Raw genomic sequence first — 16,150 nt, 5'->3', positions numbered from 1 at the left:
ATGACGTGGGACGAGGAATCAGAGGGGGTCGTACCCGGCGACCTCGAGCCCCCGTCGACACACCGCTTCGCGGTCTACAGCGTCGTGCTCGGCATCGGGGCCTTCGCGTGCCTGTACGTGTTCCCGTTCGGCTGCCTCGCGCTGGGCGTCCCGTCGATCACGACCGGGGTGCATGCGCGTCGGGAGATCGCGGCCTCGCGTGGCCGGCTGATCGGCGACCAGCTCGCCGTGACCGGTCTGATCATCGGTGGCGGCGCGCTCTTCACGGGCCTCGCGGCCTATCTGATGGGCGCTCTCGGCTGAGCCTGCGAGCTGACCCCGTGGGTCAGGGCCCGAGCCAGGATCCCCACGGCGTCATCCGCACGACTCCGAAGACCGCGATGACGCCCAGGACAGCGACACCCACGCGTCGGTCGAGCACGATCATCGGGTCGATGCGCCCGCGAGCGCGCCGCACGAGCCACAGCACCCAGGCCACGGCCAGGACAGCGACGAGCACCACGGCCAGGACGTTGCTGCCTGCTGCCGCGACCAGCTGGCCGTGAGCCAGGTCGTTGACGGCCCGCAGGCCGCCACAGCCCGGACACGGCTGCCCGGTCACGGCCAGGAAGGGGCACAGCCCGTAGGCGCCCGACTCGTGCGGATCGCGCAGGCGCAGCAACACGACAGCGGCCGCGCCCGAGACTCCCACCAGGGCGGGCGCCCGGAACGCGGCCAGCTGCACGGTCGTGGGTGCGGCCGTACTCAGACGCGGATCGCGACGGAGCTGACGACCTTGTCGTGCAGGGTCTGCTTGCGGTCGTCCCACAAGGGCCACAGCACGTCGATCAGACCCAGGCAGGAGATGCCGTTGAAGATCGTGGCGATCAGCCAGCGCAGGAATCCGCCACCGCCGCCCAGCAGGGCGCCCGTGTCGGCCTTGACGACGCTGATGCCGACGATCTTCTTGCCGAGGCTCTGGCCGGTCTTGCCGACGCGGACACCGCGGTTCCAGATGTCGAAGGCGAAGTAGCCGATGACGGTCAGCACCAAGATGACGACACCGATCGGCTCGATGCCCGTCAGCTCGTCGGTGACCTCGTTGACCTCAGCGTTCTGCAACATCAGCACCAGGCCGACGATCAGCGGGATCAAGAAGATGCCGAACGTGATGAGGCCGTCGAGCAGGTAGGCGCCGACACGCGAGCCCCAGCTGGCGTAGTTGGGCGGCTGCTGGCCGTATCCCTGCGGCGTCTGGCCGTATGCGGGAGGAACCTGACCGTAGGCCGGCGGGACCTGCCCATAGCCGGGAGGCGGCGGCTGGTAGCCCGGAGGCGGCGGCGTCTGGCCGTAGCCGGGGGGCGGCGGCTGGTAGCCGGGAGGGTTTCCGCCCGGGTTCTCGTCGCCGGGATAGCTCGGGTACTGCGGCTGATCAGACACGTGATGCCCCTTGTGAGGTCGGATGAGCAGAAGGGTGAGGCTCAGATAGTAGTGGCCTCAGCGACCCTAAGCCCCGGGAAGGCCCGGGACGCCCCGGGAGACTAGTGCTGCTCGGCGCGGTCGACACCGAGTCCGGCGGCGGCCATGATCCAACCGACCGGGCCGGCTGCGACGGCCAGCACCGAACCGATGATGAACAGCAGCCAGTTCGGGTCGGGAATCAACGCGACGCCACCGATCGTGATGCCGACAAGGCACATGATGACGGCGGTCCAGGCGGCTGGCGATGATCCGTGCATGGGTATCTGACTCTCCTCGTCGTGGCGTAACTCGGCCCCAGACTACTCGGTGGGATCGCGCCCCTCGTCCATCGCCTTCCACAAGTCGGTTCCGGAGGTCGGTTCTGCTGCCCTCGGAGCCGCTCCTGGCGCGTCGTACCGGCTGCTCATGGTCGGCCAGCTCGGCGCCCACCGCACGATGGCGGCTCCGAGCAGCACCGCCAGCACGAAGGCCAGCACAGCGACGAAGTACCACGGAGTCGACGAGATCGCGCCGATCGACTCAGGCCCCGTGAAGGCCGGGGACTCTTCGGCCGCCGAGGAGACGGCCCGATCGATGCCGCCGCTTCCGGGACGCGGGGCGACCACGATCGCGAGCCCGGCGACGAGGATCAGCAACACGCCGACGACCCGCCGCAGCCGCGGTCCTGCGGCCAGGACGGCCAGGGCTGCCGTCACGACGACGAGCGCCAGGGCCGAGACGAGTGGTTCGGCGTCGGTTCCGGTGACCTGCAGATCAGTCGGCGGCAGCCCGTCGGAGGACAGCGTCGTCGTGGCCCAGGCACGGGACGCGGCGAAGAACGCCAGCCCGCCGACCGCGAGGGTCGCCAGGACGACAGGTCCGTACAGCCGCCGGGGGCTCACAACAGCCGGTCCGCGTCGAAACAGGTCTGGTCGCCGGTGTGGCACGCCGGTCCGGTCTGATCGACCAGCACGAGCAAGGTGTCGCCGTCGCAGTCGAGGCGCACCTCACGGACCGCCTGGGTGTGCCCCGAGGTCTCGCCCTTGACCCAGTACGACTGGCGACTGCGGCTCCAGTAGGTGCCGCGTCCGGTCGTGAGCGTGCGGTGCAGCGCCTCGTCGTCCATCCAGCCGACCATGAGCACGTCGCGGCTCTGGGCATCTTGGATCACGGCGGGCACGAGGCCGTCGGCATCCCGCTTGAGACGAGCGGCGATGGCGGGGTCGAGAGAAGTCACGAGGTCCAGTGTCTCAGGCGCGTCCCGGCGCCTACTGGGCCGCCGTCGTCTCGGGGTGCGAGGTCATCAAGGAGGCCTGAGCGACCCAGGAGGCGTGCAGGCGGGCATAGACGCCGTCCTGCTCGACGAGCTGGGCGTGCGTGCCGTCCTCCACGATGCGGCCGGCGTCGAAGACCAGCACCCGGTCGGCGTTCTCGGCCGTCGAGAGCCGGTGCGCGATCGTGACGCTGGACCGGCCGTCGAGCAGCTTGTCGAGCGCACGGGTCGCTCGCAGCTCGGTCTGCGGGTCGACGGCACTGGTGGCCTCGTCGAGCACGATGAGCTCTGGATCGGCCAGGGCCGAGCGGATCAGCGCGACGAGCTGGCGTTCGCCGGCCGACAGCGACTCTCCGCGCTGGCCCACGGCACTGTCGAGCCCCTGGGGCAGTGCAGCGAACCAGTCGGTGAGCCGAGGTCGTCGACGACGGCGAGCAGCTCGGCGTCGGTGGCGTCCTTGCGGCCGTACAGCAGGTTGTCGCGCAGCGTCGCGTCGAACAGGAAGCCCTCCTGCGGAACCATCAGCACGTGCTGGCGCAGATCGGCGAAGGCGACGGTCCGGATGTCGGTCGTGCCGAGGCGGACGACTCCGGCGGTCGGGTCCATGAGACGGGTCAGCAGCTTCGCGAACGTCGTCTTGCCCGATCCGGTCTCCCCCACGACCGCGACCCGTTGCCGCGGCGAGATCTCGACGTCGATGTCGGTCAGCACGTCGGGGCCGTCGGGATACGCGAACGAGACGGACTCGAATCGGGCGCCGAGGGTCTCGTCGGGCAGCGAGAGACCTGATGCGCCCGGGTCGACGACGTCGGCCGGGGTGTCGAGCAGGTCGATGACCCGCCGCCACGACGCGATCGCGTTCTGGGCGTCGGTCAGCACCTGGGTCGCTGTCTGCACCGGGCCCACGAACAGGCCCACCAGGAAGGCGAAGGCGATGACGGTGCCCATCGACAGGTCGCCGGCGACACCGAGGATCACGCCGAAGGCCAGGACCGCGCCGTTCGCCAGACCGCCGGCGACGCCGGAGGACGCGAAGGTCACCGCCACGAGCTTCTGCGCCTTGACGTTGGCGTCGAGATTGCCCTTGATGCCTGCATCGACTCGTTCTTGCGTGCGACGCTCGATGGCGTAGGCCCGCACGACCGAGGCACCGACGACCGGTTCGGCGATGACCGCGATCATCTCGCCCACCGTGCGGCGGACGATGTCGTAGGCATCGCTGAGGCGTGTGGCGAACCACTTGAGGCTCAGCGCCAGCGGCAGGAAGCAGACCAGGACCACGATCGTGAGTTGCCACGAGTAGAACGACATGATGATCGTCGCGACCAGGATCTGCCCGAGGCTCACGACGATCTGGATGCCGGTGAACTGCAGGAACTGCGACACCTGGTCGATGTCGGAGGTCACCCGCGAGACCAGGACACCTCGACGTTCGGCGTTCTGGGTCAGCATCGACAGGTCGTGCACGTGCCGGAAGGCGTCGACGCGCATCTGCGCCAGACCGGTCTCGCTCGCGATGAACAGCCGGATGCGCATCCAGTAGGCGATGGCGCCGGTCAGCAGGATCAGCACCGTGGCGATCGCGAGGAAGCCACCGATGTCGCTGACGCTGGACTCGCCCTCGCTCAGGCCCGAGTCGACGGTCTTCTGGATCAGGATCGGGATGACCGAACCACCGACGGTGCTCAGCACGGCCAGCACGATCGTCAGGCCGAGGCCGTCCTTGATCGCCGGCGAGAGCGCGAGGCCACGCTTGATGATCTGGGTCCCGGACTGCCGGGTGGGCTGCTGGATCGTCATGACAGCTCCTCGCGTGCCTGGTCGTAGGCGTTGACGAGATCGCGGTACGCGGCCGAGGACGCGACGAGCTCGTCGTGGCTGCCGCGAGCGGCGATCGCGCCGTCGTCGAGGAACACGACCTCGTCCGCCAGCGCGATCGTCGCCTTGCGGTAGGCCACCACCAGGACCGTCGGCCCCTCGCTGTCGGACGTGTGCGCCGCCAGCGCCTTGAGGATGCGCTGCTCGACCTCAGGATCGACCGCGCTCGTGGCGTCGTCCATGACCAGGAGTCGCGGACGTCTGACGAGCGCTCGCGCCAGCGAGAGCCGCTGGCGCTGTCCACCTGACAGGGTCGTGCCGCGCTCTCCCAGCTCGGAGTCGAGCCCCCGCGGCAGCGACGCCACGAAGTCGGCGGCCTGGACCGTGCGCAGCGCCGACCAGACCTCGTCGTCGGAGAAGTCGCCGCCGAGGGTCACGTTCTCGCGGACGCTGTCGTCGAACAGGAACGTGCCTTGCGGAACCACGGCGATGGCGCGGGCCAGCTCGTCGTGGCTGAGCTCGCGGATATCGGTGCCGTCGACCAGGATCGCCCCGTCTCGCGGATCGACCAGTCGGGTCAGCAACGAGGTCAAGGTGCTCTTGCCGCTGCCGGTCGCGCCGACGACCGCCACGACCTTCCCGGGCTCGACCTGCAGGTCGATGTGGCGCAGCACGTCGCGCGCGGAGTCGGCGAAGCCGAACGTCAGGTCGTCGACGTCGAGCGAGACCGGCCCCGACCCGGGCAGGGACGCCGTGCCGTACGGCATCGAGCCCTGTTCCTGGAGGACCGCGTCGACCCGTTCCCAGCTCACGACGCTGCGTGGCAGCTCGCCGAGCACCCAGCCGATCGCCCGCACCGGGAAGGCGACGACGGTGAACAGGTAGGCGACCGAGACGACGTCGCCAGGATCGGCCGCACCGCTGGCGACCCGGCCCACACCGAGGATCACGACGAGCAGGATGCCGATGTTGGGCAGCGCCTCGAGCAGCGGGTCGAACATGCTCCTGATGCGGCCCACCGCGATGTTGGCGTCGCGGAGCGTCGGGAGACCTCGCGGAAGCGGTCGGTCTCGTCGGTCTCGCGGCCGAGCGACTTGACGACGAGCGCACCGTCGAACGACTCGTGCGCCACGGCGCTGACCGAGCCGCGCAGCGACTGCGCGTGGGCGACCCGCGGCGACAGCCAGCGCTGGTAGAAGACGTTGATGATGAACAGCGCCGGGAACACCACGAGGCCGACGAGGGTCAGCACCAGGTCGGCGCGCACCATCTCGACGATCGCAGCGACGAGCATCGCGATGACGCCGATCGCCATCGGCAACGGCATGAACACCGACCAGGCGCCCTCGACGTCGGCATTCGCATTCGACAGCAGCTGTCCGGTCGGATGGCGGTGGTGCCACGACATCGGCAGCGCCAGGTACTTGCGGGTGACCCTGCGGCGGTAGTCGGCGACCAACCGGTAGTAGACGATGCCGCCGATGAGCCGGCGGGCCACGATGCCGAGCGCCCGCAGGATCGCCACGGCCATGAACAGCGCGATCGCGGTGAACAGCGCACCCTCGGGTGACGTCACCGGCCTCGAACGAGGGGCGGATGACGTGATCGGTGGCCCAGCCCAGCACGCGCGCGTCGGCGACTGTCATGAACCCGAACAGCACGCTGCCGATGACCGACACCCAGAACAGGAAACGCTGCTCCTTGATGCCGCGTCCGAGCAGGGCGAAGCCGCGCCGGGTGATCTGGTCAGTCCGGGCAGCCCCGAGGTCTCGCGACATCGGGTCGTCGGGGTCGGTCTCGCCGTCCCTCAGTGGTTCGGTACTAACGGACACAGTGTCCAGCAAGCCTCGCAAGGTCTCTTTCACCTGTCCGATGGTCAGGTCGCCGAAGTGGAACACACTCGCGGCGAGCACGGCGTCGGCGCCGGCTTGGATGGCTGCAGGGAAGTGCTCCAGCCGTCCGGCACCACCACTGGCAATCAGTGGCACCTGTGTAACGTCACGGACCGCCCGAATCATTTCCAGGTCGAAGCCATCTTTCGTGCCGTCGGCGTCCATCGAGTTGAGCAGCACCTCTCCGACGCCCAGCTCGGTGGCCTGCCTGGCCCACTCCACGGCATCGAGTCCGGCCGACTGACGACCGCCGTGCGTGGTGACCTCGAAGCCGCTCGGCTGCTCGGCGGAACGTCGTGCGTCGACGCTCAGCACCAGCACCTGGCTGCCGAAGCGTTGCGTGATCTCGGCGATGACCTCAGGCCGGTTGATCGCGGCGGTGTTGATGCCGACCTTGTCGGCGCCGGCGCGCAGCAGCCGGTCGACGTCGTCGACGGTGCGCACTCCCCGCCGACCGTCAGCGGGATGAAGACCTGGTCGGCGGTGCGTCCGACGACGTCGAACGTCGTGCTGCGGCTGTCGGACGACGCCGTGATGTCGAGGAAGGTGAGCTCGTCGGCGCCCTCGGCGTCGTAGACCTTCGCCATCTCGACCGGGTCGCCGGCATCGCGCAGATCGACGAAGTTGACGCCCTTGACGACCCGTCCGTTGTCGACGTCGAGGCAGGGAATGACACGCACGGCAAGGCTCACCGGACGAGCCTATCTGCCCCGCGCCGAGGAGAGACGTCACGTCTCTCCTCGGCGCGCGGCTACTTGCCTACTTGCCGATCTTGACCGTCACGGCGGTCCCGCGCTTGACCTGGATCTTGGCCGGGACGTTCTGGCTCAGGACCTTCTTGCGCTTGGACTTGGACGACTTCTGCTTGCTCACCTTGCCGAGCTTGCAACCGGCCTTGGTCAAGGCCGTCCGTGCCTGCGTCACCGTCTTGCCCGTGAGCTTGGGCACCGAGCAGTACGTGACAGGTGCGGGCGGCGGCGGAGCGACCCCGGTACAGCGCCAGTCGTCGGTGAACGTGCTGGCCGTGGCGTTGCCCGCGATCGAGTTGTTGCACAGCGAGTGAGCACGGGCACCGCCGGTACGCTCGATCGCCTGGTTGTTGAGGAAGAACCGGGACCCGCTGACCCAGGCCTCGGCACCAGCGGCCACGCTCAGCGCGATGTTCGAGCCCGTCACGGTCGTGCCGTCGATCGTGGCCCGCCCGTGATGACCAGCATCCGGCGCCAGCCGCAGACCGTACGTGCAGTTGTTCGAGATGTCGAGGTCGTTGAACGCCATGTCGACGAAGATGTCCGACGAGCTGGAGGTCAATGGCGCCTCGATTGCCTGCTTGAAGCCCGAGATGGCCACGTGGTCGATCCGCACCGACCGCGCTCCCAGGATCTTGACGCCGCTCACCGAGGTGCAGGCTTCGGGATCGGAGTCGACCCCTGTCACGTCGATGTTGCGCAGCACGACGTCGCTGGTCGCCGGAGCGTTGATGATGATTCCGTTCGTGCCGGAGACCAGCGAGGACACCGTGTTTCCGCCGCCGTCGATCGTGATGGCCTTCGTGATGGTCACCCCACCGAAGCCACCGGAGTCGATCGCGTTGATGACGCCGCCGGCGGCGGTCTTGCTGATGGCGCCGGCGAAGGTCTTGCACGGCGCGGTGCGGGAGCACGGATTGACGTCGTCGCCGACGCCTGACACCCAGGTCCGGGTGGCCTGGGCCTGCGCCGGTGCGCTGAGCAGAGCGGTCATGACTGCGGCAGCGCCACCGACAGCCAGGGTTCGTCGAAGGAGGTTCATGATCTGATCTTGTCTGAGACTGCAATGAAAAATCAGCCAAACTGAAGAATGAGATCACTCCGGTCGCGTGCCGAACGTCCCTGCCTCACCATAGGACGCCTTGCGTGATGCGCGACGTAACGTCGCAAGCAAGGCAGGTCCCACCACCAGGATCGCGATGGTGTTGGTGATGGCTCGTCCGGTGTCCCAGCCGGCGGTCGAGGTCAGCAACGTGAACACCACGAACCGATGCAGGTTCTCGAGCACCGGAGCGCCAGCCACGTACGAGATGCCACCATCGTGGTACGGCACTTCTGCGCCCGTGACGAACGGCCAGAACCACAGGTTCATCAAGAAGCCGAAGACGTAGGCGACCGCGATCCCGTAGCCGACCAGCATGGCGATCTCACGCTTGCCGGTGACCCGCCGAGGCAGCAGACCGGCCCCCATGCCGATCCAGGCCGCGCACATCATCTGGAACGGCAGCCACGGGCCCACCCCAGCCGTCAGCAAGGCTGATGCGAACAACGACGTACATCCCAGCACGAAGCCGAAGCCGGCGCCGAACACCCGGCCGGCCAGCACCAGCACGAAGAACACCGTCTCGATCCCTGCCGTGCCCGCGCCCAACGGCCGTAGCGCCGCATTGACCGCCGACAGCACGCCCAGCATCGCCAGGGCCTTGGAGTCCATGCCGCCCTCGGACAGCTCGGCCAGCACGACGATATCACGACCGGCAGGATCACGATGAAGATGAAGGGCGCATCGTTCCCGTGCTGCATGTTCTGCGGCGAGACCCGCACCAGCAGCGGCCAGATGAACATCATCAGGCCGGCGATCGACGCCACCGTCAGCACCACGGCCGAACGCGGCCCCACCCGCACGGCCTGGTCGGCACGGCCCCAGGCACGAGTCGGCGACGTCATCGGTCCTCCCCGACGAGGGCGAGCTCGACGTCGGCGACCCGCAGCCATGGCTCCCCCATGATCTTGGCGACCTGCGGCGCGAATGCCGGCGACCCGCCCAGCACGTCCTGCGTGGCCCCGTCCGAGACGATCTCGCCCTCGGCCATGACCACGACACGATCGGCGACCGTGGCCACGAACTCGACGTCGTGCGTCGCCACCACGACAGCGCGGCCCTCGTCGGTCAGCGTGGCGATCATCCGCGCCAGGGCTGCTTTGGCCGCATAGTCCAACCCGCGGGTCGGCTCGTCGAGCAGCATGATCTGCGGAGCCGCCGACAGCTGCACCGCCAGCACCAGCGCCAACCGCTGTCCCTCGGAGAGGTCACGCGGATGCTTGTCACCGTCGATGCCCGGTGCCAGCCGGTCCAGCAGCGCGCGAGCGGTGCCTGGGGCGGCCTCCGCCTCGACGTCGGCGGCAGCACACTCGCCGTCGACGGACTCGAGGTACAGCAGATCGCTCGCCGTCTGCGGCACCAGCCCGACCAGCGTGCGCGCCAGGCTGCTCGGCAGCTCCTGCGGGATCGCGTTCCTTCGACGCTCACCTCGCCACCTTGCCGCTGCCCCGTGCCCTGCAGCGCCCACAGCAACGACGACTTGCCCGAGCCGTTGCGCCCCATCATCGCCAGCACCTTGCCGGCGTGCAGATCGAGGTCGACTCCTCCACCGCGACCTTGGGCCCGTAGCGCACCACGACCCCGGTGCTCCTGAGCAGCGGGGCCGTCTCCGACCGGGGTGCGGCACGCTCGGTGGCCTGGCCGTGGCGAGCTGCGCGCGCAACGACGTGGCAGACCGACGCGCATCTCGCACCGTCATCGGCAACGGGTCCCAGCCGGCGAGGCGCCCAGCTGGACGACGGGCGGGGCGATCGGGATGTCGCGCAGGACCTGCGAGGGCAGCCCGTCGATGATGCTGCCATCGCCTGTCACGTAGACCATCCGGTCGGCGAACGGGATGACCCGTTCCATGCGGTGCTCGGCCATCAGCACGGTGGTGCCTAGATCCTGCACCAACCTCGCCAGCGTAGCCAGCACGTCTTCGGCGCCGATCGGGTCGAGCGCCGACGTCGGCTCGTCGAGCACCAGCACTTGCGGGTGCATCGTCAGCACCAAGCCGATCGCGACTCGCTGCTGCTGCCCTCCCGACAACGTCCGGAGCGGGCGGCGGCGCAGCTCGGCGATGCCGAGCAGGTCGAAAGTCTCCTCGACCCGTCGTCGCATGACCTGGGGCGCGAGGCCGAGCTGTTCCATCCCGTAGGCCAGCTCGTCCTCGACCGTGTCGGTGACGAATCCGGCCAGCGGATCCTGGCCGATGACGCCGACGAGGTGCGAGAACTCACGCGGCGGACGTGACGCCGTCGACACTCCGTCGACCGTCACCCGTCCCTCGAGGTGACCGCCGGTGAAGTGCGGGACCAGCCCGTTGAACGTGCCGAGCAACGTCGACTTGCCCGAACCCGTGCGTCCGGCGAACAAGACGAGCCCGCCCTCGCCGATCGACAAGCTGATGTCGTGCAGGATCGCCTGCTCCACGCCGTGATACCACAGGCTCACGTGCTCCAGCTCGATCATGCGATCTGCTCCTCGACGGTCTCGAACGACTCCGCGTCGAACGCGGCGTACGGCGGCTCGGGCGGCGGCGTCAGGAAGGACGGGACGAGCCCGATCAACACACCGCCGAGGGGCAGCCAGGCCAGCTGCGGCCACGACAACGTGATCAACGACGGGTTCAGGTTGGTCGGTCGACGCTCGAGGATGCGAACAGCACGCATGCCACGGCGATACCGCTGACCGCCACCACGACCTCGGCCGACTGCCAACGGTCGGGACGGTACTTCGTCCGATGCACCCGCTGGCCAGCCGCCCTGAACCCGACCAGAGCCACCACCAGCCCGCCCAGCAGCACCGGACCGGCCAGGAATCGCGGCGTCGAGCCGTCGAGCGTCGCGTAGACGCCGACGCACACGCCCACCAGGCCGGCGATCATGAGCAGGCCCGTGAAGAATCGGGCCCGCGGCTGCACGACTCCGGCGCGCCCGTACCCCCGCGAGTCCATCGACGACGCGACTGCAACGACCGGTCGAGGGCATCTTCGAGCACCGGAATGATGATCGCCCGCAGGGCATGGAACCGTTTGCCCCCGTCGCCGCCTCGCAGCCTGCGCGCCCTGCGCACCCGCACGACGCTCTCGGCGAGCTGAGGGAACACCGACAGCGCCACGATGACCGCCGTCCCGACCTCGTAGAGCGCCGGGGGCATCGCCTTGAGCAGGCGTTTGGGATTGGCCAGGGCATTGGCGGCACCCAGGCAGATGACCATCGTCGCCAGGCGCAGGCCGTCGTACAGCCCACCGAGCACCGACTCGGCCGACACGTCGCCGAACAGTCGGATACCCGCCGCCCAGGCCGGCAACGGGATCTCCGGCAGCGACAGGATGATCGTGTCGCCTTCGGCCCCGCCGAACACGAACCGGAAGAAGACCCGCATCAGCACGATGAACGCACCCAGGTACAGATACATCCGAAATGCCATCGCCCAGGGCGCATCGGAACGTCGTGAGATCACGACGTGACAGGTCACCGCGATGATCGTCAGCAGCAACCAGGGGTTCGTCGTCCTGCTCGCTGCCGTCGCCAGACCCAGCGCCCACACCCACCAGGCGGCGGGGTGCAGGTCGCGCGGCAGGAAGTAGGTGTTCCAGACCCGCTGCACTAGGCGTTCCTCGCCGCTCGTCGACGTCGCGACGTCAGCCACATCGTGGCCAGCAGGACGACCAGCACCGCACCGGCCACCCACGGCGCGTACCGGCTGGCACGCGACTGTTCCTTGAGCGTCTCGTTGACGTCGGGGGCATCTTCGCCACCACTGAACGGCACCTCCTCGCTGGAAGGAGCCGTCGTGACCGTGGTGGATCGCGGCTTCGGCGCGGGCAGGTCGCCATCGGCCGAGTTGGTGTCCTCAGCAGCCGGATCGCCACCGGCGGCTGCCGAGTCGGGCTGCTTCTCGTCGAGGTCGGTGGTGGTCGGACCCGCTTCGACCTTCGTCGTGCAGCCCTGTCCGGACGTGCCGGGCCGGCTGGCGGCGATCGCGGGCTTCGGCGCGTCATCGGCCCGGGAGTTCAGGGCGAACGTCCAGCCCTCGAAGCCCCCCGGCACGAAGTCGCGGTTCTTGACACCCCACTGGCTGTACGTCCAGTCGCAGTTGTTGCCGGCATGCCAGTACGACCAGTACCCGGCTGCGGGCGGCGTGTCGATGCACTTCTCCTGGTAGCCCGAGTCGCCCTCGATCGCGCTGTCCACCGCCGAGGGACGATTCTCGATCCTGCAGATGAACGACTCGCCCCAGCGCTGCACGCCAGCGACCTGGAAGCCAGCGCCCTTGAGCGCGTCGAGTCCGGTGCCGCGGGCCGAAGCCGGGTGGCAGCGCACCAGTGCCTTGCCCCCGAGCTTGCCGAAGTCGATGACGACTGTCACACCGGTTCGCGTCCTTGCAGTACCCGGCTTGTCCCTTGCCCTGGTCGACTGCCGTCGCCGGTGTGCTGCTCTGCCAGACGCCGACGCCGAGCAGCAGGCCCAGCAGACCGAGAGATGCCGCGACGTTGCGCAGTGGTGGACGTGAGCTCATGAGGTGCTGCCTTTCGAACGAGGACGCCGGGGCACGAACCGGGACAGCGCCCACCCCAGCAAGGTCAGGAGGACGAGACCGCCGAGGACCCACGTGATCTTCTGGGACGTGTGGCGAGGGAGTTCACCGGCTGCCACGGCACGCGGTGCGCTCTGCTCGGCCAACGGCAGTCGCACCGCAGGAGCCACCGGCGACCGGGCTGCTCCGGTCCACGACTTGCCAGCGATCGCGTACCCGGCCGCCAGGGTGGTCTCGAAGTCGCCCTGCCTGCCGCCGGCGCGCCTGGGCAGGCCACCGTCCGCGACTTGTTGCTCTGCCAGGGCGTTGGCACCGTTGCTGGCGTCGAGGCCCACGAACTGTCGACCGGCCGCCAACGCTCCGACGACCGATCGATCGCGGACCTCCACCGGCAGGCCGGAGCTGTCGGTACGAGTCAGCAAGGCAACGGCGGCGTCCTGCACGGCTTTCGCCCGAGCCTTGCTCCAGGCCGCCGGGGGGACGTTGACCGGGCGGATCGTGCGTGGCAATGCCGAGCCGGCCGTGACTGCGTCGGCGACCGGCATCATCGGAGCCTGTCCCGTGAGCGCCTGCAGCGCGAGCGACGTCGCGGCCACGTCGCCGGACCCGCATGGGCCTGCGCCCAGCACCGCAGCGAAAGTGCCGTCCGTGCACTGCACCGCAAGCAGCTCGTCCGTTGCCGAGTCCAATACTTCACCATCGCCATCGGCCGCTGCGGTGGCCAGGACGGCCCAGCTGTGCCGGGTCGTGCTGCTCGAGCGATCCGCGTGCTCTCCAGTGTCGGCGAAACGACCGTCGCTCGATGCCAGCCCCGCCAGGGTGCTGTCGAGGCGTGAGAGCGTCTTGTCGATCGTGCGCGGCGCATGGCCGCCAGCGCGCCAGAACCGCGCGACCAACGCCAACCGGGCGAGCGGTTCGCGCAGCCTGGCAGCGGAGGTCTCGTAGGGCTTGCCGTGGGCGTAGGCCGCCACTGACCTGGGATGCAGCAGGAAGGCGGAGATCTTGCGGATCGCCCTGGGCTGCTCACCCAGAGCCCGGAGGGCGAACAGCACGTCGCTGGTCGCGTCGTAGTCGACGTAGCGGGTGCCATCCACCTCGACCTCGATGTGGTCGCCGTCGATCAGCTGGGCGGCCAAGAACTCCCCCGCCCTCGCCATGGACGTCTTCGCCGACGACTTGTTCGACCGTGTGGTCACCGGCGTCCCCCACCGATCCAGGAGGAGCGGACGCTCCCCCACCTCCCGGGGACTCGTCGACACTGTCGGGGCGGTTCTGGTCGACCGGATCACCGACGGGATCGCTCTTGCCGAGGTCGGCGAACGACACGGGCGCCAGCGCGAAGATCGCCTGAGCCGTGGCACGCCGCCACTGGTCGCGCATGCCCACATCGATCCCTGACGCCTTGGCCGCGGCGAATGCACGCTTCTCGTACGCGATCGCACCGTACTCGCGGTCGGTGTCGAGGACCGTCCTGGCTGCGGTCTGCGCCCGGGCGTGGACGGCCAGCACCCACCGCTTGGCCTTGGCGTGGGCGGCCTTCAGCTTCGTCGGCACGCGGACCTGAGGTGTCTGCGGCCCCGGCCCACAACGCCTGAGCCAGCAGCCCGGTGCTGTTGGTGTTGGGGACCGCGGCACCCACCCCGCCGCCGATCGAGCCGTCCTTGCCCTGAGCGCCGAGCAGCCAGTCCAGGGCACGATCGATCGAGCCGTCGAGGCCGTCGACGCCCGCATCACGAGCCGTCATCAAGGCCTGCACAGCCAGGGCCGTGCCGTCTGGATCGGGTGCGCCCTGGCCTGCATCGCACGACAGACCGTCCTGGTAGAACATCCTGAAGTACCCGGTCGAGCACTGCTGCCGACGCAGGAACGACACGACGTCGGTCGGCACACCGCCCGAGCGCGCGAGGCCGATGACGGCCAGCGACTGGGCAAACACGTTGGTGTGCTCGCTGCCCGTGCCGCGATTGACCAGGCGACCCTTGAGGACACCAGTCTTCTGGATCAGGTCGAGCGTCTCCTGGCGCATGTCGTACGTGGCGCCGCGCTGGAGGAATTTTCCGGTGCCGAAGGCCTCCGGATCTCGACCCGCAACGACAGCCGCGACCAGCAGCTTTGCGGTGGACCCGCCGATCCGGGCATCAGGGTCGCCGAACAGGTCAGCACCCAGGTACACGCCGGCGTGGCGGGCCACCTGGGCGGTGATGTCCTTGACGGCGCTCGCGCCGGTGCCTGCGGCATACAACGCGAACAACGTGTCGATCGTCAGCCCCCAGTCGGTGCCGACGTCAGGTCCCGGCATGTGACCGACCGGCGACAGCTCGTTGACGAGCCAGCCCGCCGTCGAACGGGCTTGCGCCGACTGGCTCTCGTCCGGTCCCCCGGCCGGTGGCGCCTCGGAGTCGTCGTCGAGCACCGTGATCGTGATCTGACGACTGGCAGGGCGCTCGGCACCGACCGTGTCGAGCCGGTAGATATATGTGCCGGCCCGGTGCGGCGTGACCGTCTCGGTGCCGGACAACAGCCGCTCGCCGTTCCACGCCCCGCTCGCCCGGAGGTGGTCGCCGGCGTCGGCGTCCCAGCTGAGCACGGCGCTCTGTCCGACCAGCACCTCGGACCGGTCGACCGTCATCGACAGCGCAGTGTCCACGACGACCGGGTCGACGCGCGGGGGGGATCGCCGTCGCCACCGCCACCTGCATCGATGTTCTGCGAGAACGACCAGCCCTCGAAACCACCCGGGATGACGTGGCGGGACATGATCCCGTAGTTGCTGTACGTCCAGGGGCCGCCCTGACCGTCGGCATGCCAGTACGACCAGTAGGCCGCCGCGGGAGGCGTGTCACCGCACGGCTCGTGATACGTCGTTCCGGATGCGGCGAGGTAGAGCGGTTCGTCGGGAGCCGGGCGTCCTTCGATCCGGCACACGAAGCCCAGCTGCGTCGGATAGCTGTCGCCCCACCGGGACGGTGCCGCGCGCTGCGATGCCAGCGTCGACCATGGCCTGCAGCCCGGTCCGTCTGATCGAGGCGTCATTGCCGCGCACCGGCGAGCAGCGGACGATGGTCTCGGCCTCACGACCGTCATTGCCATCGAGGCCCTGGAAGTCGATCACGAACGTCACGCCGTTGCTGTCCTTGGGCAGACAGACGCCGTCGTAGCCGGCACGCTCCTCGGCGACGACCGAGACCGCCATCACCGACAGCAGCAGGGCGACGACGAGTGCGACGACCGCGACGATGCTGGCGCGGGTCGGAGGTGTCACGGTCATGAGGAGGTGCCTTCCTGCTGTGACGACAGCACGGAGAGAAGTCGGGCTGAGGCCAGGGCCCGGGGTCACGCGTTCGAATCGATC

The 16,150-nt window shown here is 69.0% G+C and carries 23 protein-coding genes and 1 pseudogene; 1 reads left to right on the top strand and 23 read right to left on the bottom strand.

Features of this window, described 5'->3' with window-relative positions; all coding sequences use genetic code 11:
* Positions 1-303 carry a hypothetical protein gene (locus ACHMWU_RS03610; protein WP_396041679.1) on the top strand — a complete coding sequence of 101 codons (303 nt, stop codon included), beginning with the start codon at positions 1-3 and terminating at the stop codon, positions 301-303.
* Between the two features lie 22 nt (positions 304-325).
* Here the strand turns inward: ACHMWU_RS03610 and ACHMWU_RS03605 are convergent, their stop codons facing one another.
* The 23 genes and pseudogenes from ACHMWU_RS03605 to ACHMWU_RS03495 form a co-directional block, all read right to left on the bottom strand.
* Positions 326-724 carry a DUF2752 domain-containing protein gene (locus tag ACHMWU_RS03605; RefSeq protein ID WP_396041678.1) on the bottom strand — a complete coding sequence of 133 codons (399 nt, stop codon included), beginning with the start codon at positions 722-724 and terminating at the stop codon, positions 326-328.
* Positions 725-744: 20 nt separating this feature from the next.
* Positions 745-1,419, bottom strand: a complete 675-nt coding sequence (locus tag ACHMWU_RS03600) for an RDD family protein (RefSeq protein ID WP_396041677.1) — start codon at positions 1,417-1,419, stop codon at positions 745-747.
* A 101-nt stretch (positions 1,420-1,520) separates the two neighbouring features.
* Positions 1,521-1,718: an HGxxPAAW family protein gene (locus ACHMWU_RS03595; protein ID WP_396041676.1), complete on the bottom strand. Its 198-nt coding sequence runs from the start codon at positions 1,716-1,718 to the stop codon at positions 1,521-1,523.
* A gap of 42 nt (positions 1,719-1,760) precedes the next feature.
* Positions 1,761-2,342 carry a Trp biosynthesis-associated membrane protein gene (locus ACHMWU_RS03590; protein WP_396041675.1) on the bottom strand — a complete coding sequence of 194 codons (582 nt, stop codon included), beginning with the start codon at positions 2,340-2,342 and terminating at the stop codon, positions 1,761-1,763.
* The gene (gene hisI, locus ACHMWU_RS03585) at positions 2,339-2,677 is read right to left on the bottom strand and encodes a phosphoribosyl-AMP cyclohydrolase (protein WP_396041674.1); all 339 of its coding nucleotides are present in this window, start codon (positions 2,675-2,677) and stop codon (positions 2,339-2,341) included. The genes ACHMWU_RS03590 and hisI overlap by 4 nt, the downstream gene beginning before the upstream one ends.
* Positions 2,678-2,708: 31 nt before the next feature.
* Entirely contained in the window at positions 2,709-3,080 is a 372-nt protein-coding gene (locus tag ACHMWU_RS03580; protein WP_396041673.1) for an ATP-binding cassette domain-containing protein, read from the bottom strand.
* On the bottom strand, positions 3,026-4,513 hold the full coding sequence (locus tag ACHMWU_RS03575; RefSeq protein WP_396041672.1) for an ABC transporter ATP-binding protein: 1,488 nt from the start codon (positions 4,511-4,513) through the stop codon (positions 3,026-3,028). Before ACHMWU_RS03575 ends, ACHMWU_RS03580 begins: the two co-directional genes overlap by 55 nt.
* Positions 4,510-5,532, bottom strand: coding sequence for an ABC transporter ATP-binding protein (locus ACHMWU_RS03570; RefSeq protein ID WP_396041854.1), 1,023 nt, complete (start codon positions 5,530-5,532; stop codon positions 4,510-4,512). Before ACHMWU_RS03570 ends, ACHMWU_RS03575 begins: the two co-directional genes overlap by 4 nt.
* On the bottom strand, positions 5,478-6,107 hold the full coding sequence (locus tag ACHMWU_RS03565) for an ABC transporter transmembrane domain-containing protein (RefSeq protein WP_396041853.1): 630 nt from the start codon (positions 6,105-6,107) through the stop codon (positions 5,478-5,480). The genes ACHMWU_RS03570 and ACHMWU_RS03565 overlap by 55 nt, the downstream gene beginning before the upstream one ends.
* Before the next feature lie 283 nt (positions 6,108-6,390).
* Positions 6,391-7,115: pseudogene (gene hisF / locus ACHMWU_RS03560) on the bottom strand (imidazole glycerol phosphate synthase subunit HisF); the annotation flags it as partial.
* A gap of 67 nt (positions 7,116-7,182) precedes the next feature.
* Complete coding sequence (locus tag ACHMWU_RS03555; RefSeq protein ID WP_396041671.1) at positions 7,183-8,166, bottom strand: PASTA domain-containing protein; 984 nt, start codon at positions 8,164-8,166, stop codon at positions 7,183-7,185.
* A gap of 102 nt (positions 8,167-8,268) precedes the next feature.
* Positions 8,269-8,913, bottom strand: coding sequence for an ECF transporter S component (locus ACHMWU_RS03550; RefSeq protein ID WP_396041670.1), 645 nt, complete (start codon positions 8,911-8,913; stop codon positions 8,269-8,271).
* Between the two features lie 202 nt (positions 8,914-9,115).
* Entirely contained in the window at positions 9,116-9,445 is a 330-nt protein-coding gene (locus ACHMWU_RS03545) for an AAA family ATPase (protein ID WP_396041669.1), read from the bottom strand.
* Entirely contained in the window at positions 9,355-9,777 is a 423-nt protein-coding gene (locus ACHMWU_RS03540) for an ATP-binding cassette domain-containing protein (protein WP_396041852.1), read from the bottom strand. The genes ACHMWU_RS03545 and ACHMWU_RS03540 overlap by 91 nt, the downstream gene beginning before the upstream one ends.
* 192 nt (positions 9,778-9,969) lie before the next feature.
* Entirely contained in the window at positions 9,970-10,728 is a 759-nt protein-coding gene (locus ACHMWU_RS03535; protein WP_396041668.1) for an energy-coupling factor ABC transporter ATP-binding protein, read from the bottom strand.
* The gene (locus tag ACHMWU_RS03530) at positions 10,725-10,877 is read right to left on the bottom strand and encodes a hypothetical protein (protein ID WP_396041667.1); all 153 of its coding nucleotides are present in this window, start codon (positions 10,875-10,877) and stop codon (positions 10,725-10,727) included. The genes ACHMWU_RS03535 and ACHMWU_RS03530 overlap by 4 nt, the downstream gene beginning before the upstream one ends.
* A gap of 8 nt (positions 10,878-10,885) precedes the next feature.
* Positions 10,886-11,143: a hypothetical protein gene (locus tag ACHMWU_RS03525; RefSeq protein WP_396041666.1), complete on the bottom strand. Its 258-nt coding sequence runs from the start codon at positions 11,141-11,143 to the stop codon at positions 10,886-10,888.
* Entirely contained in the window at positions 11,140-11,910 is a 771-nt protein-coding gene (locus ACHMWU_RS03520; protein WP_396041665.1) for a CbiQ family ECF transporter T component, read from the bottom strand. The genes ACHMWU_RS03525 and ACHMWU_RS03520 overlap by 4 nt, the downstream gene beginning before the upstream one ends.
* Positions 11,868-12,629, bottom strand: coding sequence for a hypothetical protein (locus ACHMWU_RS03515; protein WP_396041664.1), 762 nt, complete (start codon positions 12,627-12,629; stop codon positions 11,868-11,870). The genes ACHMWU_RS03520 and ACHMWU_RS03515 overlap by 43 nt, the downstream gene beginning before the upstream one ends.
* Positions 12,630-12,776: 147 nt before the next feature.
* Positions 12,777-13,994 carry a hypothetical protein gene (locus ACHMWU_RS03510; protein WP_396041663.1) on the bottom strand — a complete coding sequence of 406 codons (1,218 nt, stop codon included), beginning with the start codon at positions 13,992-13,994 and terminating at the stop codon, positions 12,777-12,779.
* 89 nt (positions 13,995-14,083) lie between these two features.
* Positions 14,084-15,445 (bottom strand): prenyltransferase/squalene oxidase repeat-containing protein, encoded by a 1,362-nt coding sequence (locus ACHMWU_RS03505; RefSeq protein WP_396041662.1) that lies wholly within the window; start codon positions 15,443-15,445, stop codon positions 14,084-14,086.
* The gene (locus ACHMWU_RS03500) at positions 15,424-15,555 is read right to left on the bottom strand and encodes a hypothetical protein (RefSeq protein ID WP_396041661.1); all 132 of its coding nucleotides are present in this window, start codon (positions 15,553-15,555) and stop codon (positions 15,424-15,426) included. Before ACHMWU_RS03500 ends, ACHMWU_RS03505 begins: the two co-directional genes overlap by 22 nt.
* A gap of 82 nt (positions 15,556-15,637) precedes the next feature.
* Positions 15,638-16,066 carry a hypothetical protein gene (locus tag ACHMWU_RS03495; RefSeq protein ID WP_396041660.1) on the bottom strand — a complete coding sequence of 143 codons (429 nt, stop codon included), beginning with the start codon at positions 16,064-16,066 and terminating at the stop codon, positions 15,638-15,640.
* Positions 16,067-16,150 lie beyond the last annotated feature (84 nt).

Source organism: Aeromicrobium sp. UC242_57, assembly GCF_044452305.1.
GTDB lineage: Bacteria > Actinomycetota > Actinomycetes > Propionibacteriales > Nocardioidaceae > Aeromicrobium.
This window is presented reverse-complemented; position numbering and strand designations above follow the sequence as displayed.

Coding starts and splice junctions, on each gene's coding strand:
- ACHMWU_RS03540 (WP_396041852.1), bottom strand. CDS start 9,777: ATGGGGCGCAACGGCTCGGGCAAGTCGTCGTTGCTGTGGGCGCTGCAG.
- ACHMWU_RS03555 (WP_396041671.1), bottom strand. CDS start 8,166: ATGACCGCTCTGCTCAGCGCACCGGCGCAGGCCCAGGCCACCCGGACC.
- ACHMWU_RS03500 (WP_396041661.1), bottom strand. CDS start 15,555: ATGTCCCGCCACGTCATCCCGGGTGGTTTCGAGGGCTGGTCGTTCTCG.
- ACHMWU_RS03535 (WP_396041668.1), bottom strand. CDS start 10,728: ATGATCGAGCTGGAGCACGTGAGCCTGTGGTATCACGGCGTGGAGCAG.
- ACHMWU_RS03495 (WP_396041660.1), bottom strand. CDS start 16,066: ATGACCGTGACACCTCCGACCCGCGCCAGCATCGTCGCGGTCGTCGCA.
- ACHMWU_RS03610 (WP_396041679.1), top strand. CDS start 1: ATGACGTGGGACGAGGAATCAGAGGGGGTCGTACCCGGCGACCTCGAG.
- ACHMWU_RS03595 (WP_396041676.1), bottom strand. CDS start 1,718: ATGCACGGATCATCGCCAGCCGCCTGGACCGCCGTCATCATGTGCCTT.
- ACHMWU_RS03570 (WP_396041854.1), bottom strand. CDS start 5,532: ATGTTCGACCCGCTGCTCGAGGCGCTGCCCAACATCGGCATCCTGCTC.
- ACHMWU_RS03575 (WP_396041672.1), bottom strand. CDS start 4,513: ATGACGATCCAGCAGCCCACCCGGCAGTCCGGGACCCAGATCATCAAG.
- ACHMWU_RS03525 (WP_396041666.1), bottom strand. CDS start 11,143: ATGATCGCCGGCCTGGTGGGCGTGTGCGTCGGCGTCTACGCGACGCTC.